Below are 25,799 nucleotides of genomic sequence, written 5' to 3'. Positions count from 1 at the left end.
CTCTTTATCCCCCTGTTTTAACTTTAGTAATTCTTAAAGCTTGATAAGGCTTGCCCGGCATTTCAACCCGGCAGGTCCCTTCAAACTGGCCTTCCAATGGTGTGATCGTCATGTTCCATGTATCGATCAAATCGATGCTGAACCTTACTCCCTCGGGAAGTGGCAGCACACGGAATGCCGGCCGGCTTGTGCCAAAATAGACGAGATAATATTCGGAATCCACACCGCCGGCGGCAGCGTCCCACTTGAAGTTGATCCCGGTCGGTCCAAGCTGCGGACCCTCCTGCATGATGTTGTGAAGAAACTGGATCCTTTCCGGGCTTTCCCCGTGGAGCGTTCCCCCATGAGACCACCAGATGATGTCTTCCGGATGCACGAAGGTTTCACCGTGGGTCACATATCCCCCTTGGGCCATGCCTTCCCAGAAGCATTCCACCATTCTTTCCGCGGTAATGTTGCCCCACCCGTGATTCAAGTTGCCTTCATACCGGCATTCGTCCACCACGACCGGCTTGCGGAACTGTTCCCGCCACTCCGTCACGAAATGCAGGTCAGCATGCTGAATGCTCGCATGGGTAACCCATGGCTTTCCGTGATCGTACCAATGCCGGTTGCTGCGATAATGGATCTCCGGGCTGTGCCAGTTATGAATCGAACGCAGATGCTGATACGGGTCAAACGCTTGAATAATACGGAAGTAGCGGTCCCAATCCTGCATCGTTTTCTCTGCCATCAGGTCATATTCGTTGGCCAAAGACCACCAAATATTCCGGAACGACGACAGCCGCGCCATTGCGTAACGCAGATACAAATCATCCGTCTCCCGGCTCATTGCAGAAAATCCCCAGCGGTCATAAGGGTGAAACAAGATGAGGTCGGCCTCTATTCCGAGGTCTTGCAAATCTTGAATGCGGCGCTCCAAGTGCGCCCAGTAAGCCGGATTAAAACGGGCGAAATCCCATCCCTTCTCCAGCGAGCCTTCAAACGCATAATGCCCGGGCTCATTGTGGTTGTAATCATAATGCTTGGGAAACACGCACATTCTGATTATATTGAAAGGCGATTGGCTTAGGCTTTGCAGCGTCTGTTCTTCCCGTTCTGCTCCCTGGTGATTCCAGACATAACAGGTCGTTCCGACCGGATAGAACGGCGTTCCATCCTCGTAGGCAAAATGGTAAACCTGATCCACCCTGACGGGTCCGCGGTTTCCCGGCGCCGGTGCCACAACTTCCAGTGTCCCTTTCAACCCGGTTAATTCCGGCACGTTGCTTACGGTTTCAAAAGACCAATGGCCCAGCGTATCCGGCATAAATCGGACGCCGTATTCCCCGGCCCCGTCATAAAATCCGTCCACCTCCACCACACGATGGCGATCGCGGAAACGCGCCGAAAACTGTACATCTGTAAATGGATTTCCGCCGCTTGGACCCTTTGCGCGAAACTCAAATCTTCCCCAGCGCTCCGTTTCAAATGTGTTTTCCAATGCTTGCGTCATGGTTGAAATCCCTTCCTTTTCATTATGAATTTATTGTAAGGCTGAAGGCCAACATTTCGTAGAAGCTAAACCTGCTCTTTTGTGCGCTAATTTGCCGCTTTTTTAGCCCAAACAAGAGGCAGGGCACCTGTAACTAGATGATCTTTGATCTTTCCTATGTTTTTTTGTTCCCGGTCATGAAATGAATAGATTGGCCGGTCATTGATTGCGGTATTCCATCGGCGTAACGCCGACACGTTCTTTAAACAGCTTGCTAAAATAATGGGGGTTCGTATATCCAATCTCATCGGAAATCTCATAGATTTTCCGGTTCGTCCCCCGCAGCAGCTTTTGGGCGTATTCAATCTTGTTGCGTATGACATATTCCGAGAAATTTTCTCCGATTTCCTTTAAAAATACCCGGCTTAAATAACCTGGGCTAATATGCAGCGCATCAGCTACTTTGGTGAGCGTTATATCCTCAAGCAGATGATTATCCACAAATTCTTTTGATTTGCGCACGATAAAATTATCGCTCTGTTCATTGATCGGAAATTGAAGAAGTGCGTCCATATAGGCGCTTGGCAGCTGGTTCAACTGTCCATACGTCGGGCTGGCCGAATAAATAAGCGCCACATTCAGCAGCTCCAGCACCTTCTGCCGCAAGCTGTCTAAATATTTATGTCTTTCCGGCATCCCGGTCTCTCCTGCTTTCGCCGCCGGCGCAATCCATAAGATTTCCCGGTAATTGCGGTGAAACACGAGGCCTCCCCAGTTCTTCGTTACCAATTCATCGATTAAATATTGAATGGACAAAAACCGCAAATTGTCTGAATCCCCGCTCACCTGAGCCGCATCATCTCTTTTTCGAAAGACAGTCAGCCAGTAGCCCGATTCAAAATCCTCACTCTCCAGTTCGGGAATACGGGGATTGTCGGGAAACGTATATTCATCAAGAAGGGAGAGATACAGGCTATTTTTCTCCTCTTCCGTGAAGTTTTGCTTATCCGCATGCGTCTCCTCCAGCAGCGCTACCGCCTTGCGCAGCGTAACGGCGATCTCTTCTTCATCCATTGTCGGTTTATGCAAATAATCAACCGCACCGATGCGAATCGCTTCCTTGGCATAAGAAAAGTTATCGTAGCTGCTCAGAAATATAATTTGCACACCAGGATGGCGCCGCTTGATTTGTTTGGCAAATTCAAGCCCATCCATCCCGGGCATTCGGATATCTGTGATGACGATATGAATGTCTTCCTTTTCCACGATCTCCAGCGCTTCTTCCCCGTTCGAGGCTTCCGCCTTCCAGCAGACGCCGCTGCTTTCCCAATGGATCATGTAACGCAGCCCGATCCTCACAATTGACTCATCCTCAACCACCAGCAGATTCCACATTCCTGTCCGCCTCCTTGTCCAGCATTCGATAAGGCATCTTAAGTTTAACTACCGTTTGTCCGTCGATTCGTTTTAGCGCCATACCATACTCATCGCCGAACCGCAGACGGATTCGATCCTGCACGTTCCGCAAGCCGATATTGTCGGAATCGGAATCGCTGCTTGGTTGATTCAGAAGTTGTTCAACGCCGTCCGGCAGCCCTGAACCATCATCCCTGATCACGATCTCAAGGGCGCATCCCGCATCCTCCAGCCTGGCCTCAACGGCAATGCGCAGCTTTCTTTCCAATCCCTTCGCCCCATGAAAAATGGCATTTTCGATTAGTGGCTGCAGCAGCATGGGAGGAACTCCTGCATGTTTAACCCGCTCCGGAATATGCCAGGTCATCTCGAAAACATTCGTATATCTTAAATCCATCAAGGCGGCATATTCCTTCAGCAGCCGGATTTCATCCGCCAGAGAAACCAGTTCGGTATCCAGCTTCATGTTCGCGTGCAGCAGCTTGTTCAGCGATTGAATCAGCTTAGCGATCTGGGAGGATTGCTGCAAAATAGCAAGCATGCGAATGGAATTTAACGTATTGTACAAAAAATGCGGTTGGATCCGCGCGCGCAGCGCGTATAACTCCGCATGCCGTTTCTGCCGTTCTTTTTCTTCGATCGAATAAATCAACTCATCCAGCCGCTGAACCATTCTGCCATAGCTGCTTTCGAGCCGGCCGATCTCATCTTCGCGCTCAAACGAGACGGGCACGGAAAACTTCCCCCGCTCCACCTCGCGCATCGAACGGATCAGTCTATAGATCGGTTTTGACAGCCCTCTTGCAAGCAGCCAGGAAACCGCAGCGGCGGCGATGCCGACGGCAATAACAATAATAAACGTGAAATTACGAATGGAGCGGCTTCCCTGCAGCATGACATCGCGGTCCACACCCATATAGATCTTCCATTCCAAATAGTTACTTTCCAAAAAAACACCGCTAAATGTTTTTTTGCCGTTATCCTCCGAAACCTCTGTTTCCCAGCTCCCCTTTTTTTGATCCATGCCGATTGCTTGCTGCTGCTCAGCCAGCTTTGGATCGGAAGCATAGATAAGCCTGCGGTCCCGATCCAGTACGGTGACCTGGAAATTGGGCAGCTTCAACGAGCGGACGAACTTCGGAATAAATTCAGGGGAGATAAAGATCGCAATCACACCCAGCGGTTCATAATTATCATCCATTAATAACCGCGCACCGATGATGGAGTTAAAGGGGGCGCCGGTGAACTGACGGACATCTTCAACACCGGTGATAACAAAGCCGCCTTGCTCGGCCAATACTTCCTTGTACCACAGCTCTTCCTTTACATTGGCAGCCAGATTGATGCCGAGATCTCCGCTAAGCCGGTACCCGTTAATCGATCCGTTCATGCCATAGATCATCAGGCCGTTAATGGAGGAATTAATAGAGGGATAAGCGCTCATCAGCCTCACCATCGTTTTTTGGGCGTTGATTTCTGATGTGCTCCAGTTCTCCGGCGCAACAAAGGGCTGATTCAGAAAGCTGAAAATATCCGGCAAATAATAGGGGAGCATGGAGAATCGGTCGAAATCGCTGATTTGACGTTCGATTGAACTGTTTAACTGGGCGAGGATAACACTTAGATCTTGTGTCGTCTGCTCATGAAGCATTTCGGACGATTTCTGGTAAGCGGTGGTTCCGATTAGAAGAGCTGGGATAATACTCAAAAGAATGAAAATGGAAAACAACTTCGTTTGGAAGCGTGTATTTTTCCATTTTGACATGACGGCACCTCACTCTAATAGCCAAATAAATCTCAATCAGGGCGGGGATACCGCTGATTGAGATTTATCTGAATCCATAGGTTTATTTGTTATAACTTCCTCATTCTAACAGCCATATATTGTCTGCCGGGAAGTTCGATCCGGAATTCCCCTTCGTAGATGCCATCTTGCTCCACTACGGTCATGTTCCATGTATCGATGACGTCCACCTTGTAACGGACTCCCGGCTTCAGGCGGAAATCTCTGAATCTTGGCTGGTTAAAGCCGAAATAGTACAAATAATATTCGTCCGCAATACCCGCGCGCGGTACATCCCAATCGGAAGGCAGCGGATTGAGTCCGTCTGCTGGCCCTTCTTCCATGATGGTCCGCAGGAATGCGATCCGCGCCGGACTGCTGCCGTGCAGCTTGCCGCCTTTAGACCACCATAAAATTTCTTCGGGATTCAAGTACGTCTCGCCATGTCCGACATAACCGCCTCTGACCGCACCTTCCCAGAACCGGCGGGTCATCTCTTCCCCAGTAATGTTGCCCCAGCCTTGGTCGATATCGCCTTCATACGCACACTCGTCGATGACAATCGGCTTCTTCCATTTCTCCCGCCACTCATTCGTTGCTTCCGAGGTTTTGTAGACGTCGACTCGCTGAATGCTGCAGTGCGTCACCCAAGGCTTGCTAAAATCATAGAAGGCGAAACAGTTATGATTGGAGATCAGATGATGAACAGGATCATTGGAGGTTACAATCTGCGCATAACGCTCCCAATCCTCCGGCTCCTTGGCCCACATCAGATCATACTCATTAGCCAGCGACCACCAGACATTTCGGTACGCCGACAGTCGTGCGACAATGTAGCGCAAATACCGGTCGTCGGACGCCTCGTCCATCTCCGCATACCCCCATCGGTCATACGGGTGAAACAGGATCAGGTCGGCTTCGATGCCCAGTGCGCCAAGATCGGCAATCCGATTTTCCAGATGCCTGAAAAACGCCGGATTAAATCGCTCAAAGTCCCATCCGTCCTCCATAGAGCCTTCAAATGCGTTGTAGATTGGCTCGTTCAAGTTGAACAGATATGACTTTGGAAACACACACATGCGCATTTTATTGAACGGCGACGCTTTAAGCGACTCCAGCGTTTCCTCTTCCAGCGCATCCCCCTGATGCGTCCACGCATAACAGGTTGTGCCGACTGGAATGTACGGGCTCCCGTCTTCATAGGCAAAATGGTACGTATTTTTCACACGTACCGGACCATGATTCCCCTCTGATGCACTCGTACAGATGAAGCCTCCTTCGATGCGATCCAGCGAACGGGCGGAGCTGTGCGTCCGGTACGTCCACTCCCCTTCGGCATCCGGCATGAATCGAACACGGTATACGCCAGCGCCATCGTAAAAGCCCAGCGTTTGCAGGGTACGTCCTTCGCATCGGAATTCGGCGCTCAAGGCGACATCAACGAATGGGTTGCCATGGTTCGGGCCTTGGAGTTCAAGCTCGAAAACGCCCCATTTCTCCGTTTGCTCCGGTGCGTGGGCAACAGCAGAGCCGATCGCGACTGATTCGTCCTCATAATCTGTCGCTGGAGCACTTGCGGTTCTCACCGCTTCTCTTGGGGGTACTTTGGACAGCTCTGCAAGGATTGCCGGCAGCCATTCCGATGCAATGGTTTGATTATACTCTGAATATCGCTGCAGGGTGTGATTCTTGAATATAAAGGAAAGATGCGGCAAGTCTGATAATTCCGGAATATAGTCCAGCAGCACTTCACGCGCCGCTTCATTTTTCCAGATCTCGCCGATCCTGGACTGTTCTGTAAACGTCATCATTTTTACCTCCTTGATCATAAACGTTTCTTCCGATCTGTGCTGCGACTGCTAACTGCTAATTGCGAATTTAAGCAATTCAGTTGGCAGCGTGTTTGCTCCGCTGCTTTCACCGAACCATTTCCACCGAATCATTCGTTTTTACTAGAACCGAAGCAACCGCCCGTTTCCAGCCGGAATAGTCCCGATCCCGCTGCGCGGAATCGATTGAAGGATGATATACGCGGAAGGATCTCGACTGTGCTGTGATATCATCCATAGAGGCCCAGAACCCGACGCCGAGGCCGCCCATATATACGGATCCCATGGCGGAAAGCTCTGCGATGTCCGATTTGACAACCGTTTGATTCAGCATGTCCGCTTGAAATTGCATTAAGGTTGCATTATCGGAAGCTCCTCCGTCAGTGCGCAGCTCCTTCAAACAAATGCCTGTTTCCGACAACATCAGCTCCACCGCATCACGCACCTGATAGGCGATGCTCTCCAATGCGGCGCGGATAATATGCGCTTTATTGGTACCCCGGTTCATGCCCGTGATCGCGGCCCTGGCATAAGGATCCCAATAAGGCGCGCCAAGACCGACAAAAGCAGGAACCAGATAGACGCCCTCATTGTCAGGCGCCTGCACAAGCAGGCGCTCCATCTCTTCGAAGGAAGTAAACAGGCCCAAATTGTCCCGGACCCATTTGATGCTGTCGCCTGATGTGCGGATCACGGCTTCCAGCGCATAGGTAACCTCTCCGCCCTTTCCCCAGGCAATGGCGGATACAAGCCCATTCCCGGAAGGGGCCGGTTTCTCCCCGACGTTCATAAGCACCGAGGTTCCCGTACCATAGGTTGCTTTGGCCATACCGGGCTCCAAGCAGAGCTGCCCGTACAATGCCGCTTGGGAATCGCCGATGATACCGGAGATCGGAATCCGCTCTGCAAACAGCTCCGGAGCTTCCGTATAACCGAATACTTCGTCAGATGACTTGATCTCGGGAAGCAATTCGCGCGGCACTCCGAACAAACGGCATAGTTCTTCATCCCAATGGAGGGCATGAATGTTGAATAGGGAGGTTCGGCTTGCATTCGTGTAATCGGTAGCATGAACCTTCCCGCCCGTAAGCTTCCACAGCAGCCAGCTGTCGACCGTCCCGGCAAGCAGCTTTCCTTCGGCCAGCAATTGCCCCGCACCTTCCGCATGCTCCAGCATCCAACCCCATTTGGCGGCTGAAAAATACGGATCCAACATCAGGCCGGTCCGGGCTCGAACCTCGGGTTCATGTCCTGCCGCCTTATAATCCGCGCACCGGTCAGCCGTCCGTTGGCACTGCCACACAATGGCATTGTAAACGGGCCTTCCATTGGTTTTATCCCACAGGACAGCCGTCTCCCGCTGATTGGTGATCGTCACAGCGGCAAGCGCGCTTGCCTCGATCCCTGCCAGCTCCAGCGCTTTCTTCAACGTTCGGTTGACATTCTCGTAAATTTCCAGAGGATCATGCTCGACCCAGCCGGCCCGGGGATAATATTGCGTGTGGTCGGCCGTGCTTTTGGCGACAACGTTTCCGGACCGGTCAACGACAAGCGCCTTGGTGCCCGATGTGCTTTGATCGATCGCCAGAATGTATTTGTCCATCGTCTGCCGTCCTTATCTGCCCAGCAACTCCAGGGCGAGCTTCTTGATGTTGTCCGCACTGATGCCATAATGGGCGAATACCTCCGCCGTTTTGCCAGCGATTGCCGGTTCGTCAGGAATACCGACAATCCGGACCGGTACCGGACAATGCTGGACGACCACTTCCGCCACCGCCGCGCCGAGCCCGCCGTGAATGCTGTGCTCCTCCACAGTAATGATCCGTCCCGTTTCACGGGCTGCCCGGATAATCGCTTCCTCATCGAGCGGCTTGATCGTATGCATGTTGATCACGCGGCAGGATACGCCCGCCTCTTTCAATAGTGCTTCCGCGTCAAGTGCGACCCGTACGGTTTCACCCGCCGCGATGAGGGTCAGGTCCGATCCATCACGCATGGTGACTGCCTTGCCAATGACAAATTCATATTTATCCGACTCGTACACATCCTCCACAGGATTGCGCCCGATGCGGACATAAACGCCGCCTTCGTGCTTCACAAGCGCTTCCGTCATCCGTTTTGTTTCATGACGGTCAGCGGGCAGAATAACCGCAAGCCCCGGGATCGCCCGCGCTACCGCCAAATCCTGCACGGAGTGATGCGACATTCCAAGCGCGCCGTAACTAACGCCGCCGCTGATGCCGACCAGTTTGACATTTGTCGCCGAATAAGCGACATCCACCTTAATCTGCTCGATGCTGCGCATGCTCAGGAAGCACGCCGGAGAGGTAACGAACGGCTTCTTACCGCTGTGTGCCAGGCCTGCGGAAATGCCGACAATGTTCTGCTCCGCGATACCTACTTCGACGAATTGATCGGGCAGCGTCTTGGCGAACGGCGCCATCGCGGCCGAGCCGCGCGAATCGCTGGCAAGCACCATAATGTCGCGGTCTTCCTGCGCCAGCTCAAGCAGTGTTTCACAAATGACCTGCCGGTTGGGGATCGTGTTTGCCATCGTTTATCGTACCTGCCCTTCCTGTTTGAATAACTCCAGCGTGGCGGACAGCTCCGCCAATGCCTTCTCCAGCTCCGCATCACTAGGGACATGATGGTGCCAGTGTGGCACATTCTCGGCAAAGGAAACGCCTTTGCCCTTCACCGTATTGGCCATAATCAGCGTCGGTTGATCAAGCACGAAAGGAATAGCTTCAAATGTCTTCACCAGCGTGTCCATATCATTGCCGTCGATAGAGACGACATGCCAGCCGAAGGAAGACCATTTTTCCTCCAGCGGCTCTAACCCCATCACATCTTCCGTCGATCCGCTGATCTGCAGGCGGTTCCGGTCGATGATGCCAATCAGATTATCGAGCTTATAATGAGCGCCGGCCATCGCCGCCTCCCACACCGAGCCTTCCGCCTGTTCACCGTCGCCCATCAGACAAAAGACACGGTAGTTTCTGCCATCCCGCTTAGCGGCAAGCGCCATACCGACAGAGATCGCGAGCCCATGGCCGAGCGCACCCGTATTCATCTCGATGCCCGGCACCTTGTTATTGGGATGGCCGATCAACCGCGTGCCGAACTGGCTGAACGTCTTTAATTCCTCTTTTGGAAAGAAACCAAGATCTGCAAGAATGCACCACAGGGACTCTACAGAGTGGCCTTTGCTGGCGATAAACCGGTCGCGATCTGCCCACTTCGGGTTCTGCGAGTCAATATTCATCACCCTGTAATAAAGTGCGGTCAGAATATCGGTGTTGCTAAGCGAGCCGCCGGTATGACCGGTCTTGGCTCCGTGAATCATCCGCAGCAGGTCCATCCGGACCTGAACCGCTTTGGCTTTTAATGCCTTCGTTTCCATCTTATCCGCCCTCCTTGTTTACAGGCCCGCGCCGCGCAGCCATGCCTGAATTTCACGCTCTGTCGGATCCACTGGATCCGGTGTAAGTCCTGGAATATAATGGCATGCTTCATATAAAGCAGGTATCGCATTCGCATGAATGCCGACCGAGTGATGAACGTAAGGTCCTTTGACCAATTTCTCTTCCCAAAGCGGCCAGTCATTCACTTCCACCCAGACATAGGAACCGCGTGTATACGGACCTTGAATGCCGCGGGCGCGACCCAGGAACAATTGGTACTCGCCATGATCGCCGTCAAAACGGGCCAGTGTCATCCCGCCGCCTTTGATTTCCCCTTCATGTGTGCCCGGCGCATGGTCGTCGAACAGAAAATGCTTCCGCAGCTTCGGCTTATCCTCGACCGTGAGCGATACGGGAAAGTTTCCGCAGTGGAACAGCAATTCTCCATTCGGGTTTTCCGGATGCCGGACGGTCAGATCGGCGAAAAAGGTTGGGTGCTGATTCATCGTAGCCGCCTGTACCATGACGGAGGTGATGGCGCCGTGAATGTCGGTTTCGCAAGTGACCGGAATCTGCTCGTCGGTCAAGATCGCATTAGCGAGGCAAGGCATGATGCCCATCGTATCCTGCAGTGATGACCAGCATTGAATCGCAATCGCGGTGCTGCCGGTCTGGATCGCGTACTGTTTCATGGCAACCTTAAGCGCCGCGATACGCTTGACATCCGCCTCCGTTACCTCCGACCAGTCCAGCTTTGCTTTAATATAATCGACCGCTTCCGCCAGCTCGGCGCTGTTGCCGCTTTCAATACGCTTCGATGCCCGCTGGATATCAACGAGTGTAATCGGATGAATCTCAATGCCGAACCGCTCTAACAGCTCGCCTTCGTTGCACATCATCGTCCAGAAAGAAGCCGGACGGGGCCCGATCTGCAAAATCCGCAGGTTCCTGAACTTTCTAACCACGTTCGCCGCTGCGATAAAGTTCGTGAAACCGCGCTCGAACACGGGATCGTCTACCCTGCTGTTCGTCACATACGTGAACGGGACGTTAAAGCGGCGAAGCACTTTACCGGAAGCGAACAGGCCGCATTGTGTATCGCGCAGCCGCATGCCATCCTCCAAAGGCGATTCATCTCGGGGTCCCCACAGCAGAACAGGCTTTCCTAGCGCCTTACCCACGCGGGCTACCGTATCTTCCGTCCCGAAATTACAGTGCGGGAAAAAGACGGCGTCCACATTCTCCTGTCTAAATCGATCAGCGATAAGATCTGCGTTAATATTATCATCGTAGAGCAGCCCTTCGGTGTTAAGCCCTTCCAGATCAACAATGTCGATATCCATCCCGAAGCTTTCGATCTTTTCCTTAATCATGACTTTGTACCTGAAAGCATCCTCTGCACTAAATACGAACCGGCGCGTGGGCGCATAACCAAGCTTGAGCTTTTTCATTCCCGTTTCTCCTCCGTCAGTTACTGAACGAACTAAATTAAATGAACGATACAAAAACTAAACTAACTAAACTAAATTAAAATAATTTACTATTTTTTATAAATCTATCACCTTATTCGGAATAGGTCAATGTGTTTATATAAATATTATTATTAATTTAGTTATAATATGACTAAACTATATTATTAATTTAGTCAACTCTTGCTTCTAAACATTTTGCAGTGTACACTAAACTTACTAAACGGATATTTAACAGGAATGGGGATTTTTCACTGTGAAAATGGAGGATATAGCAAAGCTTGCTGGCGTTTCAAAATCAGCCGTATCGCTTGCATTCAGCGGAAAGCCGGGGATCGGTCCCGAAACCCGTGAACGGATACTTAAAATCGCACAAGAGAACGGCTATCTGCCAAAGTCCAGGGCAACAATAACGGACCCGTCCACCAAATCGTTGACCTTTCTTGTATTCGCTAACTCAGGGATTGTTCTCGAGCAGTATTATCAGCAGCCCTTTTTCAGGGAACTGATCCATTACATTGAGGAGCAGTGCCGCTCAGGCGGTTACTCGCTTATCTTCACATCCGTGGAGATGGAGTCTTTTGAACAGGAGATTAAAGCCGTTGCAGAGGAAAAGCGCAGCGACGGTGTCATTCTTCTCGGTACGAATCTGAATCAGGCTCAAATCGCAGCGATCGCCGGCCTTCTGACTTCTCCGCTCGTCGTACTGGATACATGTTTTGAAACCCTGCCGATTCATTTTGTTGAAATCAATAATGTAATGGGCGCTTATCAGGCCGGCTCTCATCTGTGCGGAATCGGGCACCAAAATATCGGCTATATCGCTTCTAATGTAAGAATTCATAATTTTGAGGATAGAAAACGCGGGTTCACAGCCGCTTTACGCGAAAACGGCCTTGAAATTGCAGAGGATCACGTGTTCTCAGTGGCTCCTACCATTCTCTCTTCACAGGAAGCGCTTAAGGGTCAGCTGGGCGCCTACCTGGATGCGGGACACCCGCTTCCGACGGCGTTTTTCTGCGAATGCGACTATATTGCGATAAGCGCCATCAAAACGCTTGTCGAGCTTGGTTACCGGGTTCCGGAGGATGTTTCGGTGATTGGATTCGATAATATATCCGAATCCGTCATCGTATCTCCCGAGCTGACAACCATACATGTGGAAAAAGAACGGATGGCCCGCCTTGCGGTCGACCTGCTCATTCAATCTATCGAATCCGACGAGGATGTAAAAACGAAAATAACCGTGGATACGCAATTCATTGAGAGGCTGTCATCCCGATCGCCAGTCAAAGAGGCCGTGAATCCCGCTTAACGGCAAAATGGGGGTGTCCCATAAGTCATCGATGATGACGATGGGATAACCCCTTTCTCTTAAAAACTTTGGTTGTAGGCGTAACCTTTTCTTTCCTAAAAACAAACAAAAAGAAGCCTTTCCTTGTTAACATGTAAGTACGACCAAACATGAACAAAGGAGAGGCTTCTTTTGTAGATCGAATATACCGTCATCATTTACGCCTACACGCAGCGTAGCTACTCTTCCGGTCAAAGCGCATTAAGGTCGTCCTCGAAACGGTATTTACGGCCGTTCTTCAGTTCCTCGCGGAACAAAGCTACGTCTTGCTGGAGCATTACTTTGTTGAAGGAACCAAGATCGGAGCTAATGCCAATCGCTACGTTCGTTTGGGGCAAGGCGGTCGTCAAACACAAAATGAAGCTGCAAGAAAAAGTGCAAACCCTGTTCGCGACGATCAAAGAGGTCCAGAAGCAAGAAGATGCTGCGCTGAACGGCCAGGACCTCAGTGAGCTTGGAGAAACTGCGTCCATACAAGCGAAAAGCTGGAGCAAGCGGTCAAGCAGTTCGAAGCGAAACTGGAAGATAAACCGAATGACAAGCTTCAATATCTCATTGAAGATCTCTTTTGGGACAGCCTCATTACCTTACCAACCAAGCCGCTTTATGCGCTGCAGCCTTCACACTCATAATATTGGTCGCCTGTCGTTTCCTTCTTCTCTAACAGATCGCCAACTACAATATCGTCCGGTTCCGTGAACTCGAAATCAGTGATTTTGGCGTGCACTTTCTCACGCGCTTCCTCTTCGCTGTCCGCTGACCAGCTGAACTCGCCTTTCTGACCTGTAGATTTAACTTCATATGCAAATAAATAACGTGCCATGCGGCAGTCCTCCCAAAATGTAAGATATAGATTCTGTTTCTGTTACCCATTATACAAATAGGTCAAACCGCTGCGCAAGACAATCCCCGCCAAAGATAACTATGTTTTGACAATATACGACATTTCATATTATGATGTTTTTATAATTTTGTACTTATATATTCTACGGCAAACTCGTCCGAAAGGCGAGGACGCAAAGCCACAGGTCTTCCGCACATCGATGCGATGACGGCTGGGTTGCATTCATGGACACTACCTTTCGGTAGTGTTTTTTGTGTTTATTTAAGGTTATTCACTCCTCTTTATCATAAAATCTCTTCTTAGGCGGGAGCCGTAATTCATGTTCGATACGAAAAAATCATTATCTTTCCATTCATTATTTTACTTGATTCTATTGATTGTTCTTGCTTATCTCGGTAATGTAGTCAACCTGTCCCTATTCTTTGGAGTCAACTTTTTATTCGGCAGTATTTTCGTATTGTTAATATTAAAGCTGTATGGATTTAAATGGGCCCTGATCGGCTCCATCATCGCCAACAGTTATACGTTACTGTTATGGAATCATCCTTATGCCATGGTCATCTTTGTTCTGGAAACGATATTTATCGGCTTACTGTACCGGAAGAAGATTAATAATATCGTCCTGCTGACCGCTTTATTTTGGGTTTTCCTGGGGATGCCGGCAGTTTGGTTCACCTATCACGACGCATTAAACATGAATGCCACAGCCACCTTGACGGTTATGCTTAAGGACGCTGTAAACGGGATTTTCAATGCCCTGTTGGCCGCCCTGATCTTTACTTATTTGCCGGTTTCAAAATGGCCTGGATTTTACGCAGAGAAAACCTCCCGCTCGTTCTATGATATTCTTTTCAGCATTTTTATCGCCTTAATCATCTTTCCGCTGCTAATGGTCATGATCATCATTGGGAGGGAAGAATTTCACAGCATCGATAGAGATATACAGGAAACCACGGAGCTCAAATCGGAAGTGATTCGTAACGATATTACCAATTGGAGAAATGTTCATGCGGCATCCATTTATCAGCTCTCAAAACTGGCATCCGAAATGCATATGAACGAGGCGGAGACGCTGCAAATGTTTACAACCCATCTGAAGCAATCCTTTCCTGATTTTCATAATATGTATGTTGCCGACTCTCAAGGCTTCACATTTACTTTCTATCCATTGCACAATATAAACGGTAAATCCACGATCGGCTTGAACTTCTCTGACCGTCCATACTTTAATGAAATGAAAAAAAGCTTACAACCCGTCATTTCCGATGTATTTAGAGGAAGGGGCGGCGTATCCGAGCCTATCATCATGATCGGCGCACCGATTATTATTGACGATCAATTCCAGGGCATTGCTGCCGGGGCTTTAAACCTTGGTTATATCAGCCAACGAATCAAAAGGCTAACAGACCATAAAGGCATGGATGTCACCATTGTAGACCGCAACAGTCATGTGATTGCAAGCACGCGATCCAACGTTGCGATCATGCAGGAATACGATTGGAGACAAGGCGGAAATATCCATCTGTTGAAGGATGATCTATTCCATTGGTTTCCGCAGGATATTAAAAATCCAATGAACCGGTGGGAAAAGTCTTCGTACGTCAAGGTCATTACGTTAAACGGGATGACGGATTGGACAATTGTCGTGGAAACCCGCGTTGCGCCGTATCGGGATGGCCTGTACTTTAGCTATATCAAAATCTTATCCATTTTACTGATTTCCGGATTAATTGCGATTATAGCGTCTATCTTTATCAGTCGGTCTATCGTACGGCCGATTAAGCAGTTGGCGGAAACGACAACAGACCTGCACATTAAAATTTTGGGCAAGCAAGCTGTTCATTGGCCGAACAGCTTTACGACCGAAATTACGATACTGATCGACAATTTCAGGAACATGGCAATTAGACTTCAAAAAATGTTCGGTGAAATCCGCTACCTTGCCTATTATGACAGTTTAACGGGACTGCCCAACCGAATTTTCTTCAACAGGGAACTGGCCGCTACGCTGGAGCAATCAAGGCGAAAGGGGCAGACATCGGCCATCCTTTTTATCGATTTGGACCGGTTTAAAGTGATAAACGATACGCTTGGCCATGAAAACGGCGATATATTATTGCAGCATGTCGCCAACCGGCTGCGAAGCTGCCTTGCGACCAAGGATATTCTCTCCCGCATGGGCGGAGACGAATTTACAGCTGTCCTGCCGGACATGACGCGTGAACAAACAGCCGAAGCTGCGCAAAAAATACTGGATGCCTTCACCCTTCCGATCGATATTAGCGGCCACGAAGTATTCATCACGCCAAGCATCGGAATCAGTATGTATCCGGAGGATGGCCTTGATCATCAGGTGCTTGTCAAGAATGCCGATCAAGCCATGTATGCGGCAAAGGACAACGGCAAAAATACGGTTCAGTTCTTTGTTGCCGGGATGGATGAGGCGTACTCGAACACCATGGTTCTTGAAACCATGATGCACAAAGCATTGAACAATAATGAATTTGAGCTTCACTATCAACCAAGAATTAATGTAAGGACAGGAGCCTTGAGCGGTCTGGAGGCCTTGATTCGATGGAGGCATCCGGAGCAAGGATTGATCCCTCCAACAGATTTTATACCTGTCGCTGAAGAAAGCGGTATGATCAATCCAATTGGAGAATGGGTACTGCGCACGGCTTGCGCCCAGAATAAATCTTGGCAGGATGCCGGGTATCCACCTTTCTCCGTAGCCGTCAATCTGTCCGTAAGGCAATTCAGAGAACAAAATCTGGTTCAACTCATATCCGATGTGCTGCGGGAGACGGGACTGGAGCCGCAATATCTTGAACTGGAGATAACGGAAAATCTCAGCATGCATAATATGGAATATGTGCTGTCCATTTTGCATGAAATCAGAACATTGGGCGTAAAAATATCGATGGACGACTTTGGGACAGGGTATTCTTCGCTCAGCTATTTGAAGAAGTTTCCGATCGATCATCTTAAGATTGACCAATCCTTCATTCGGGATATCCAACATCATAAAGAGGACCATTCGATTGTTAAAGCCATCATATCCATGGCGCACAGTCTCGGCATGATCGTCGTTGCCGAAGGGGTGGAAACCGATGTTCAATCCTCCCTGCTTCATGAGATGGATTGCGATGAGATTCAGGGGTATTTGATAAGTAAGCCGCTTTCAGCTGATAAAATCAGACATTTTTTAGAATCAAAGGATGAGCAATAGAGATCCAGGATCTGTAAGCTCCCAGCGCGCGGCGTTTCGCCGCATGACGAGGGCGGTCGACCAATGACTTGGCTACGATGTGTCGACCGCAAAAAAGCGCTGCTGCCGGGTGTGGCCGGACCGTCTAAGCGGGTCCTTGATCCGCTGTAACAAACTTTACTGGAAAATCTTCCGCTAATTCATCCTTCAAGTCTTCCGGAAGAAAGTAGAGATGGAAAACCTCCCGCTAATTGTATCGTTTGAGTCTGTTTTATCCCTCGAGCGCCGAATTAGCAGGAGGTTTTCCAGTTTAATGGTCAATTCGGGGGATGGCAAACAAATTTGCGGGAGGATTTCCCGTTAATTGAATCCCTCACTTTAGTTCTTCAGAGAAGATACAACGCCCATCCGGAACGGAAAGAAGTTCAGGCTGTTGTGAAAAAGGCCATTCCTGCGTAGTTAAAAACTTTTGGGATGGCCCCTTCAATTTATGATATCGTAATCGCAGACTTAAGCCGCTTTCCCTTGGCCAACGCGCCGCTGCAGCTTACCTAGAAATAAATCGGCAAGCAGCGCAAGCAGGGCAGCAGGAATCGCACCCGCGTAGAGCCGTGCCGGATTATCCATGTTGATGCCGGAATACACCTCGCGGCCCAGCCCTTCGCCCCCGATCAGCGGAGCGATCGTCGCTACACCAATCGCAATCACAGCGGCCACCCTGATACCCGTGAAAACAAAGGGCATCGCAAGGGGAAGCTGCACACGGAACAGAAGTTGCAGCGAACTCATTCCGACACCGCGTCCTGCTTCCGTAATCGCCGGGTCTACCTGCGTAAGCCCGACATACGTATTGCGGATAATCGGCAGCAGCGAATACAAGAACAATCCAATAACCACGGTTGTGAAGCCAAGCCCGAATACGATCATCAGCAGCACGAGCATGGCCAGGCTCGGGAAAACCTGCACGACATTGGCCAATCCGAGAATTAGATTAGCCAGCTTGGGAACCCGGGCTGCAACGATACCGAGCGGAACGCCTACGACCAAGGCGAACAGAATAGCCAACAACACCATCAAGATATGCTGATAGGCCAGTTCGATTAGATAAATCCAGTTTTCTCCCACATACCGGAAAAACATATCCATGCCGGCACCTCTTTCCTTTTAGTCAAGCAGTCCGACTTTAATCAAGTATTCTTCGGCTACTTTTCTTTCATTTCTTTTGTTGACGTCGACTTCATAATTCAGCGCAATCATCGTATCGACATCGATCTTACCCGCCAGCAAACTTATAATTTCATTCAGCTCCGGATGTGCTTCAAGGACATCGTTACGGATGACCGGCACCGCATCATAGGGCGGGAAGAACTGCTTATCGTCCGCGAGTGACCTCAGATTGTATTCCTTAATACGGGGATCTGTAGAGTATGCAAGCACGATATCCACATCTTGGCTTGCCACGGCCCTGTACACAAGCGCCACTTCCATAGGTAGCGTTTTGCCGAAGGCAAAATCGTATTCCCTCTGGAACCCCCGGTAACCATCGGCATCCCGCTCCAGCCAGGTCGTATCCACCCCGAGCGCCATGCGGTCGGCGATCGGCTTCACGTCTGAGATCTTTTCAAGATTTTCTTGTTCCGCCAAGTCTTCACGCACCGTGAAGGCATACGTGTTCTCAAAGCCATAAGGTTCAAACCAATGAAAGCCGTAAAACTCATCAAATCCTTCTTTGGCCTGCTGCAGCACGCGGTCACGGTCTTTCGTCTCCTCAATCGGAAAATAATTGTCAAAGATCATCCCTGTATACAATACGGCCATCTGGATATCATTGTTTTTCATCGCTTCAGCAACAACCGCACTGGATGCCAAATCGGGCAGCACATCTACCTTGAGGTCTGTTCTGTCTTCAATGAGCAGCTTATGCATTTGCGCCAAAATCTTAGGCTCCGAAAATGTCTGCGTACCGATAATAATCTTATTTGCATTACTGCATCCGGATAATACAAATGCAGATACGATCGTTAGAAATAACAGCTTGGCAGCTGCAACTTTGCTCCGGTTCATTGGTTACCCCCTCGTGCTGCGGCAGTCTGTCTGGTTGTGGGATTCGCGCTGGCCGTTACCCGTTTTTCAGCTAAGCCGAGTAGAAAATCTGCAGCGAGCGCCAGTATAACAGCCAATATGGCCCCTGTAAAAATAAGTTCTTTCCGGTTGGTGCCCATCCCGGCAAATATCAATTGGCCCAGTCCACCGGCGCCGATCAGCGTTGCCAAGGTCGCCCAGCTGATAATATAAACCGTCGTTACCCGAATACCTGACATAATGTAGGGAAAGGCAAGGGGCAGCTGAATTTGGAGCAATCGCTGCTTTCTGTCATATCCCATCCCTTTTGCCGCCTCGAGCAGATTCGGGTCAACCGACTGAAAACCGCTGTACGTATTACGCAGTATCGGCATTAAGGAATACAGGAACAAAGCAAAAATAGCCGGGCTTCGGCCCACTCCGAGCAGTGGAATAAGAATGGCGAGCAGCGCCAGGCTCGGAATTGTCTGCAGCACATTGGCCACGGCGAAGACGACGCCGTTGATCCATGAGACTCGGTTACCGGCCAGCCAGATACCGATGGGAATCGCCACAAGCGCCCCGAGCAATACAGCTACCGCCGAGATAATGATATGCTCCTGAATGGCGCGGAGAATGTCTCCCTGCCGGCTGATCACAAAGTCGATATATTGACTGATCATATCGCTCCGCCGCCCTTCTGCTCTTGAGACAGCTGCTCCGCTTCCATGCCGGCTGCCGCCATCTCTGGTATGACCGCATCCGTGGTTTCAACCGGCGTATAAACATCTGCAAGATGCCGCACGATGCTCCCCTTCGTAATGAGACCTGCAAAACGGGCACCACGAATAACCGGCACATAAGGCAATGCGTGCTCATTCATCAGCGTGATCGCAGCCGTTATCGGCGTGCCTGATTCTACAACATGCTCGAATGGGATCATCACATCGCTTAGTGTCGCATTTTCTTCGCGGAAACGGTCCAGCACCCGGAATATGGAAGCATATCCGAGCAGCGTATGGTTTCGGTCTACCACAATCAAAGAGTCTACTTTACGCTTTTCCATCAGCTTGATCGCTTCGGCCAATCCACGCGTCGGATACGCGGTTACGGTATTTTCTGTCATGACCTCGTCTACGGTGTACAGTTCATCGGCTGTTTCGGTCTGGAGCCTTTTCTCCCCAATAAAACTCTTTACGAATTCATTCGCCGGATGCCGCAGAATCCGCTCGGGGCGCCCTGTCTGTACAATATCCCCATCCTTCATCAGAACAATGGTGTCGGCGATTTTCAGCGCCTCATCCATATCATGTGTAACAAAAACAATCGTTTGCTTTAATTCCTGCTGCAGCCTTACAAGCTCGTCCTGCAGCTGCTCGCGGGTGATTGGGTCCAGCGCACTGAACGGTTCGTCGAGCAGGATAATATCAGGATTTGCAGCGAGCGCCCGGATGATCCCGATCCGCTGCTGCTGTCCGCCGCTAAGCTCTGACGGATACCGGTTGCGGTACGTATCCGGTTCAAGATTAACGAGCCGCAGAAGCTCGTCCACACGCTTATCGATGCGAGCCTTGTCCCACTTGAGCAAACGCGGGACTACAGCCACATTTGACGCTATCGTCATATGCGGAAACAAACCTATATTTTGGATCACATATCCGATGCTCCGCCTTAACTCTACCGGGTCGATGTTTGAAATGTCTTTTTCCCGGATCAACACTCTTCCTTGGCTTGGTTTATTCAATCGGTTAATCAGCTTCATCAGCGTGCTCTTTCCGCAGCCGCTCGGCCCGATTAAAACCGTCAGCTCGCCTTCTTTAAACTCAATATCGATGTTTTTAAGCGCAACAAAGCCGTCTTCATAGACTTTTCTAACTCTATCGAATCGTATCATTTTACGCATCCCACCCCTTTAACTAAAATGATACCCTTCCAGTATGAGATTGAAACAATCAAGTTCAACGTTATTCCTAGCTGCATGTACGAATAAAGGAAAGGATAATTTTTCGGCTTTTAGAATAGAACGTGTACGTATGAAAAAAGAACCCTCGGAAAGGGTCCTTCGTCTTCTTGATTCTTTTTAATTATTGCTGCTCACGGAGCTTCTATTAGAGCAGTCCCACCAAACGCAAGCCATGCATAATCCCGTCTTCGCCAACGTCTTTCGTCACATGCTTGGCCGCTTTTTTCACAATGTCCGGCGCATTGCCCATAGCAATGCTGTTGCCCGCAAATTGAAGCATTTCAATGTCGTTTAAATAATCGCCGAAAGCATAAATATCTTCTTTGGCAATGCCCAGCTTACCGATCATCGCTTCAATGCCCTTTGCCTTGGAGCCTCCAAGCGGCAGCACATCCATGGAGAACTGGTGCCAACGAATGAAATCCAGGCTCGAAAAGCGTTCCCTGTACATGGGCTCCTCGCCGATCGTGCAGAATACAAGACATTGGAAAATATCCCTGCCGCGGAAATACTCCGGATCATGCGCCGGATGGGGCACCTTCAATGTCGCGATGCTTTCTTCGATATGTACATGATACTCGGTACTGCTTCTCATCGTCTCAAGGTCCATGTAAACAATCGGATTTCCATGCTTATCCGCATATTCCGTCAGCTGCTGCAGCAGCTCGGCTTGAATCGGATTCTTAAGCAGCGGCTCGCCTCTGAACTCCACGTATTGGCCGTTATAACTAACGAAGGAGTCGATCCCCAGCTCCTCCCGAATCTCCTTGAACATAAATGGGCCCCGGCCCGTGGCGATGGCCACTTCATGCCCCAACCGCTTCAACTCGCAGATCGCTTGTTTTGTTGATGTTGGAATTTTTTTATCATGATCCAGCAGCGTGCCGTCAATATCGAAAAAAATCATCTTTCCCGTCATAGCTCTAACACTCCTCGCGCAAACTTTATAATCTAATGTAACAATCATTGCAGCGGTTTGCAAAGCAGAAAATTTACCGGCTGCCTGACACACGCTGAATCTTCCCACGGAAGGGCTTCAGCTGCGTGAACCGGTTCATTCTGCCAGCACGTATCGCCCCACCATACGCTGGGAGCGCGCGCAGTGCAGAAAATATACGGGGCAGCAAATCATGCTGAAAAACCGAGGCGAATCAGGTATGGCAACCTGAAACACGCTCGGCTGTTGAGCAGGCTATTCTATTCGCTATCCAGGCGGCCTAATCTGCGAGATCCCGGCGACCTGCCGGCTGGAAACGTGATCTCTATGCTTTCCATGTCCCGGCGGAATGACGGTCAATTGGACTTCCGCCCTCTTGCCGGCATGTTCGGCTGTAATAATCGCACTTCCTCTTGATTTGCCGGTGATCGTCAGGCCTTTGATTCTGACTCTTTGCGCGGGCTTGGCTGTCACATGGACTTCTTCGGTCAGCAGCTTCTCCACCTCACGGCCAGGGATGCCATTCTCATAGCGGCCGTAGACGGAAGCCTCGATCGATTCATGAATGCTGATCTCATACTCGGGCAGTTCAATCCGGACAGAGACCAGCTCGTAATCGGTCACGACAATGCTCCGTTCCGCTTCACGCCCGGCGTAAGAAGCGCTAAGGACAGCGGTACCTTTCGCAAGCCCTGTCACCGTACTGCCCTCGATCCGGATGATCTCATCCGAATCCGAGCTAAAAACGGTCTCCCCCGTCACGTCATACTTAAGCGGCCCATACACGGCATAAGCATTGACAGTGATGGCGTCGCCAGCTTGCAGCAGTCCTTCCGGCGCTTCCAGCTGCAGCTCCGTATAAGGATGTACCGTCACTGTAGAAGCCTGAACCGGTTCGCTTGCGGCTACGCCCGGCACGATCGCGGTTGCCGTGTAATTGTGCATACCCGCTGCAGGAGCCGGAACGGCAATCATTACCGGTGTTTCGCCCGCCCCCATCCCTTCTGCGAGCAGTTCATCGCCTTCTTTGATCAGGATCCTCGCCCCTTCGGTCGCCTTCACGGACAAATGTACGTCGTCGCCTTCCGCGACATCGGCAGCCTCCGGTTCAATGGCGACGACCGGAACCTCGGACGGATCAACAATCGTATGCACCGAGACCTCATCGTAGTAAGCGGTCGTTACCCATGCTACAGAGCAGATCAGTACAACGCGCAAGCTTACCGCCCCCGCCGGTGCCGTACTCGCCAGCTCGACAGGAATCCACTGCCCAGATGGCGCCTGAATATTACTGGAGCTGCCCGCACCCGCAATCTCTTTGCCTGCGGCGTCGTAATAACGGACCAGGACCGAAGTGCGGCTGCTGCTAAATGGCTGTCCGGTTGCCGGATTCACAGGCGGGGAACCGAGGAATACATTCACGCCTGTGACATATTCCCTCCCAGCCTTGACTTTTACGGGATCGGATTGCATGGCCGAAGAAACCGTTGTGCTGGCATCAACCAGCTTCAGGCTGCGCTCTCCCGACCGTTTCTGCTCCGTGGATGCGGAGAAGGAGGATACATCCGGCGCCGAGCTTCGGATGGACCAGCCCGGTATGGAACCGTCAGCGTTTACTTCCTCGAATCCGCCATTGCGAATATCAAGGTAGGACTTGTAGGGGCCCGGTTCTACCGGCGTTTCTTCTTCAGGCGGAGCCGGTTTGGCCGCCGGCGGATAACGCAGCACTTTTGTTGCATTGACCACATATACCCGGTTCTGCGCATCAAGCGTAAACAACTGTACCTTATCTCTCATGAGGGTGCTGCCCATCGTCTCCGGATCAACGACCGTCAGCCTGGCTCCAACATCGGTATACAGCAAACCATCGCTGCCCCAGCGCTGATGAACCGGACGCCATTTGCCGTAGTTCGTGACATCAGGGTAAATGTTTCTGGATTTCACAACCTGACGCGTGTCCGGGTCAAATGCAAATACGATGCCATTGGCAGACGCCCAGATTAAACCGTCAGGCCCGAGCGTCAACCCGCTGATCATCGGCAGGCTGGCCGCCCCGCCGAGCTCCGGTTCCCACTCATACAGCTTCTGCTTGGTTGCCATATCCCAGACGAACAGCTTGGCGCGGGCGCCGACCGGCGCATCTCCGAGCCCGCCGAATATCGATGTGGAGCCGTATATCAGGCCATCCTTATACAACAGGCCCGTGATGCTCTGGTCCTGAACGATATTGCGGAACACCTCGAACTCCGGCTGGCCGCTTTGAGCGGAGGCTTCCGGATCGTAGATCGTGAGCGCCCCGCCGAATGCGGAGTAGCCGGGGATCGTACCGATCAGCAGCTTGCCGGCCCCTTCTGTTACTACGAAAGGCCGGTCTTGTTCTTGCCCGATCTCGAATATCTTTGCCGGTCCGGTCTCTGTCGGCAGCGGAGTCGTTGTGTCCCAAGCAAATAGTTCTGCTTTCGGATACAACCCGAAGTAAAGCGTATCGCCGACTGAGCCGATACCTTCCGATTGCCCAAGCGGGAAATTGGTGAATTGGCTTGTTGCCGGATCATACTGCGAGCCTTCCGTGCCCATATAACTGCTCAGATAAATCTTTCCGTCCGGTCCGGTTTCTATCGTCTGAATATTTATGCCCTGACCGGATACGACACGGGGAAGCGCTTTGCTCAATTGATTCGGCGGATCGTAGAGCACGACTCTGCCATCGTAGGAGATAGTCACCATCGCTCCGTTTGGAAATTCCGGCTGATTCGCTACGTTCATCCATTGACTGTTGCGGATACTTCCGTCAAAAGGCATAACCGGCCGTTCCGTGAACGTTGCGACATCAATCTCCCACATTTGCTTGTCTCTTTTGCTTGTATACAACTTGCCATTATTGTAACCCGTAGCCGCCTGCATGCCGCGGATATTTGTGAAGGCAGCGTCTGTCCACTGACCGGCCTCCATATCGAATACATGCATGGTAAACGGGCCGTTGAAGAAAACGAATAAATAACGATCGACTGCCGTTAAGCCGTAAACGGCGCCCATTTTGTCATACATGCCGTTATAGATCGGATCGCTTGGCGAGCCGGGCAGCTCGATTCTCGTTCTTTCGCCGGTTGTCGGATCGATCTTCCAAATCCGTCCGTTCGTTGAGCCTGTCCCCGCATAGATATTGCCTTTATAATAGGCGAGGGAGCGGACATAATCCTCCCGCTTGCCGTCGTCCCCAGGCGCGGTTCCATCGTCGACCGGCCCGCCGATCAGGTCGGTGATCTCCAGCGTCTGCGCGTCGATCCGGAAGACGCGTCCGCCAACCGAAGCGGAATAGATGCCCCCGTACACGTTGCCGTTCTCATCGGAGGTGAGCGACCAGATGGATTCGGTGCCGGCAAGCGGCCTTCCCAGATCCGTCAAGCTCTTCGTTGCAGGCGAATAAACGAACATTTTGTGGGAAGCTCCAATAAAAACCCGACCATCCGGTGTTACCAAGTGTGACCAGGCATTACTGACTCCTGTGAGCGTTAAAGACCGAAGAAGCTTTTGATTGTCGACATCAATGACGTTAAAGGTCGCATATTCACCTGACGAGGCGCTGCCCGTTACCGTCGTATACACAACATTGGCTCCATCCTCCTGGCCATAAGCCGCATCAATCGTCTGTGCCGTCTGAATTGGAATGCCCAGATCCTCAACAGCTGCTTCAGAAGCCGTAACCGCTGCTGTCTCTGCCGTCACGATTGGCGCCGCGCCAACAAACAGCCCTCCGATTAAAGAAAAAATCAACAGACTTGCTAACCACTTGTGTTTTCGCAAATGTCATTACATCCTTTCCTCTGACGCTGATTTTTTGCCCTGCAGCTTGCCGATGTGTATAGATACCTCCTCTATGAAAACAATACATTTGAATCATAGTAAAGTTAGAGATCATATGGTAGAAAGGGTTTTCATAGATGTTTGCTTTATCTACCAGAAAGATTCTGGCTCTTACAATTCCCTTATAAATAAAGGAAATAGAAAGGTAGAATATGATAAAGTGTGGAAAATGGACAACTCTCTCCTTCCATTA

At 50.7% G+C, this 25,799-nt stretch carries 17 protein-coding genes, 1 pseudogene and 1 riboswitch; of the genes and pseudogenes, 3 read left to right on the top strand and 15 right to left on the bottom strand.

Features of this window, described 5'->3' with window-relative positions; translation table 11 throughout:
- Positions 1–4: 4 nt before the first annotated feature.
- The 8 genes from IEW11_RS13285 to IEW11_RS13250 all read right to left on the bottom strand — a co-directional run bounded on the left by IEW11_RS13285 (position 5) and on the right by IEW11_RS13250 (position 11,357).
- A complete protein-coding gene (locus tag IEW11_RS13285) occupies positions 5–1,495 on the bottom strand; it encodes a DUF5605 domain-containing protein (RefSeq protein ID WP_188531542.1) in 1,491 nt (496 codons plus the stop codon).
- A 198-nt stretch (positions 1,496–1,693) separates the two neighbouring features.
- Positions 1,694–2,869: a response regulator gene (locus tag IEW11_RS13280; RefSeq protein WP_188531541.1), complete on the bottom strand. Its 1,176-nt coding sequence runs from the start codon at positions 2,867–2,869 to the stop codon at positions 1,694–1,696.
- On the bottom strand, positions 2,847–4,655 hold the full coding sequence (locus IEW11_RS13275; RefSeq protein ID WP_188531540.1) for a sensor histidine kinase: 1,809 nt from the start codon (positions 4,653–4,655) through the stop codon (positions 2,847–2,849). The genes IEW11_RS13280 and IEW11_RS13275 overlap by 23 nt, the downstream gene beginning before the upstream one ends.
- 89 nt (positions 4,656–4,744) lie before the next feature.
- Positions 4,745–6,481, bottom strand: a complete 1,737-nt coding sequence (locus IEW11_RS13270; protein WP_188531539.1) for a DUF5605 domain-containing protein — start codon at positions 6,479–6,481, stop codon at positions 4,745–4,747.
- Between the two features lie 109 nt (positions 6,482–6,590).
- A complete protein-coding gene (gene glpK / locus IEW11_RS13265; RefSeq protein ID WP_188531538.1) occupies positions 6,591–8,105 on the bottom strand; it encodes a glycerol kinase GlpK in 1,515 nt (504 codons plus the stop codon).
- A gap of 12 nt (positions 8,106–8,117) precedes the next feature.
- Complete coding sequence (locus IEW11_RS13260) at positions 8,118–9,056, bottom strand: transketolase family protein (protein ID WP_188531537.1); 939 nt, start codon at positions 9,054–9,056, stop codon at positions 8,118–8,120.
- A 3-nt stretch (positions 9,057–9,059) separates the two neighbouring features.
- On the bottom strand, positions 9,060–9,905 hold the full coding sequence (locus IEW11_RS13255; RefSeq protein ID WP_188531536.1) for a transketolase: 846 nt from the start codon (positions 9,903–9,905) through the stop codon (positions 9,060–9,062).
- An 18-nt stretch (positions 9,906–9,923) separates the two neighbouring features.
- Positions 9,924–11,357, bottom strand: a complete 1,434-nt coding sequence (locus tag IEW11_RS13250; protein WP_188531535.1) for an L-fucose/L-arabinose isomerase family protein — start codon at positions 11,355–11,357, stop codon at positions 9,924–9,926.
- 274 nt (positions 11,358–11,631) lie between these two features.
- Between IEW11_RS13250 and IEW11_RS13245 the strand changes: the two genes are divergently transcribed.
- Both IEW11_RS13245 and IEW11_RS25455 read left to right on the top strand, forming a co-directional pair.
- Positions 11,632–12,690, top strand: coding sequence for a LacI family DNA-binding transcriptional regulator (locus IEW11_RS13245; RefSeq protein ID WP_188531534.1), 1,059 nt, complete (start codon positions 11,632–11,634; stop codon positions 12,688–12,690).
- 224 nt (positions 12,691–12,914) lie between these two features.
- A pseudogene (locus IEW11_RS25455) lies at positions 12,915–13,271 on the top strand (IS1182 family transposase); the annotation flags it as partial.
- A 62-nt stretch (positions 13,272–13,333) separates the two neighbouring features.
- On the opposite strand, the gene IEW11_RS13240 reads toward IEW11_RS25455, so the two are convergent.
- On the bottom strand, positions 13,334–13,552 hold the full coding sequence (locus IEW11_RS13240; protein ID WP_188531533.1) for a hypothetical protein: 219 nt from the start codon (positions 13,550–13,552) through the stop codon (positions 13,334–13,336).
- 157 nt (positions 13,553–13,709) lie between these two features.
- Positions 13,710–13,797, top strand: a riboswitch (cyclic di-GMP riboswitch).
- Between the two features lie 95 nt (positions 13,798–13,892).
- Between IEW11_RS13240 and IEW11_RS13235 the strand changes: the two genes are divergently transcribed.
- The gene (locus IEW11_RS13235) at positions 13,893–16,802 is read left to right on the top strand and encodes an EAL domain-containing protein (RefSeq protein WP_188531532.1); all 2,910 of its coding nucleotides are present in this window, start codon (positions 13,893–13,895) and stop codon (positions 16,800–16,802) included.
- A gap of 489 nt (positions 16,803–17,291) precedes the next feature.
- Here the strand turns inward: IEW11_RS13235 and IEW11_RS13230 are convergent, their stop codons facing one another.
- The 6 genes from IEW11_RS13230 to IEW11_RS13205 all read right to left on the bottom strand — a co-directional run bounded on the left by IEW11_RS13230 (position 17,292) and on the right by IEW11_RS13205 (position 25,546).
- On the bottom strand, positions 17,292–17,927 hold the full coding sequence (locus tag IEW11_RS13230) for an ABC transporter permease (RefSeq protein WP_188531531.1): 636 nt from the start codon (positions 17,925–17,927) through the stop codon (positions 17,292–17,294).
- Positions 17,928–17,945: 18 nt separating this feature from the next.
- Complete coding sequence (locus IEW11_RS13225) at positions 17,946–18,845, bottom strand: glycine betaine ABC transporter substrate-binding protein (protein WP_188531530.1); 900 nt, start codon at positions 18,843–18,845, stop codon at positions 17,946–17,948.
- Complete coding sequence (locus IEW11_RS13220) at positions 18,842–19,525, bottom strand: ABC transporter permease (RefSeq protein ID WP_188531529.1); 684 nt, start codon at positions 19,523–19,525, stop codon at positions 18,842–18,844. Before IEW11_RS13220 ends, IEW11_RS13225 begins: the two co-directional genes overlap by 4 nt.
- The gene (locus IEW11_RS13215) at positions 19,522–20,736 is read right to left on the bottom strand and encodes an ABC transporter ATP-binding protein (protein WP_188531528.1); all 1,215 of its coding nucleotides are present in this window, start codon (positions 20,734–20,736) and stop codon (positions 19,522–19,524) included. The genes IEW11_RS13220 and IEW11_RS13215 overlap by 4 nt, the downstream gene beginning before the upstream one ends.
- Positions 20,737–20,950: 214 nt before the next feature.
- Positions 20,951–21,724: a Cof-type HAD-IIB family hydrolase gene (locus IEW11_RS13210; RefSeq protein ID WP_188531527.1), complete on the bottom strand. Its 774-nt coding sequence runs from the start codon at positions 21,722–21,724 to the stop codon at positions 20,951–20,953.
- Between the two features lie 285 nt (positions 21,725–22,009).
- On the bottom strand, positions 22,010–25,546 hold the full coding sequence (locus tag IEW11_RS13205; protein ID WP_188531526.1) for a hypothetical protein: 3,537 nt from the start codon (positions 25,544–25,546) through the stop codon (positions 22,010–22,012).
- Positions 25,547–25,799 lie beyond the last annotated feature (253 nt).

Origin of the sequence: Paenibacillus abyssi (assembly GCF_014640295.1) — a bacterium.
GTDB classification, from domain to species: Bacteria; Bacillota; Bacilli; order Paenibacillales; family Paenibacillaceae; genus Paenibacillus_D; species Paenibacillus_D abyssi.
This window is presented reverse-complemented; position numbering and strand designations above follow the sequence as displayed.

Excerpts from the sequence above, each read along its gene's own strand:
- IEW11_RS13285 (WP_188531542.1), bottom strand. The coding sequence starts at position 1,495 with ATGACGCAAGCATTGGAAAACACATTTGAAACGGAGCGCTGGGGAAGA.
- IEW11_RS13280 (WP_188531541.1), bottom strand. The coding sequence starts at position 2,869 with ATGTGGAATCTGCTGGTGGTTGAGGATGAGTCAATTGTGAGGATCGGG.
- IEW11_RS13275 (WP_188531540.1), bottom strand. The coding sequence starts at position 4,655 with ATGTCAAAATGGAAAAATACACGCTTCCAAACGAAGTTGTTTTCCATT.
- IEW11_RS13270 (WP_188531539.1), bottom strand. The coding sequence starts at position 6,481 with ATGACGTTTACAGAACAGTCCAGGATCGGCGAGATCTGGAAAAATGAA.
- glpK (WP_188531538.1), bottom strand. The coding sequence starts at position 8,105 with ATGGACAAATACATTCTGGCGATCGATCAAAGCACATCGGGCACCAAG.
- IEW11_RS13260 (WP_188531537.1), bottom strand. The coding sequence starts at position 9,056 with ATGGCAAACACGATCCCCAACCGGCAGGTCATTTGTGAAACACTGCTT.
- IEW11_RS13255 (WP_188531536.1), bottom strand. The coding sequence starts at position 9,905 with ATGGAAACGAAGGCATTAAAAGCCAAAGCGGTTCAGGTCCGGATGGAC.
- IEW11_RS13250 (WP_188531535.1), bottom strand. The coding sequence starts at position 11,357 with ATGAAAAAGCTCAAGCTTGGTTATGCGCCCACGCGCCGGTTCGTATTT.
- IEW11_RS13240 (WP_188531533.1), bottom strand. The coding sequence starts at position 13,552 with ATGGCACGTTATTTATTTGCATATGAAGTTAAATCTACAGGTCAGAAA.
- IEW11_RS13235 (WP_188531532.1), top strand. The coding sequence starts at position 13,893 with ATGTTCGATACGAAAAAATCATTATCTTTCCATTCATTATTTTACTTG.
- IEW11_RS13230 (WP_188531531.1), bottom strand. The coding sequence starts at position 17,927 with ATGGATATGTTTTTCCGGTATGTGGGAGAAAACTGGATTTATCTAATC.
- IEW11_RS13225 (WP_188531530.1), bottom strand. The coding sequence starts at position 18,845 with ATGAACCGGAGCAAAGTTGCAGCTGCCAAGCTGTTATTTCTAACGATC.
- IEW11_RS13220 (WP_188531529.1), bottom strand. The coding sequence starts at position 19,525 with ATGATCAGTCAATATATCGACTTTGTGATCAGCCGGCAGGGAGACATT.
- IEW11_RS13215 (WP_188531528.1), bottom strand. The coding sequence starts at position 20,736 with ATGATACGATTCGATAGAGTTAGAAAAGTCTATGAAGACGGCTTTGTT.
- IEW11_RS13210 (WP_188531527.1), bottom strand. The coding sequence starts at position 21,724 with ATGACGGGAAAGATGATTTTTTTCGATATTGACGGCACGCTGCTGGAT.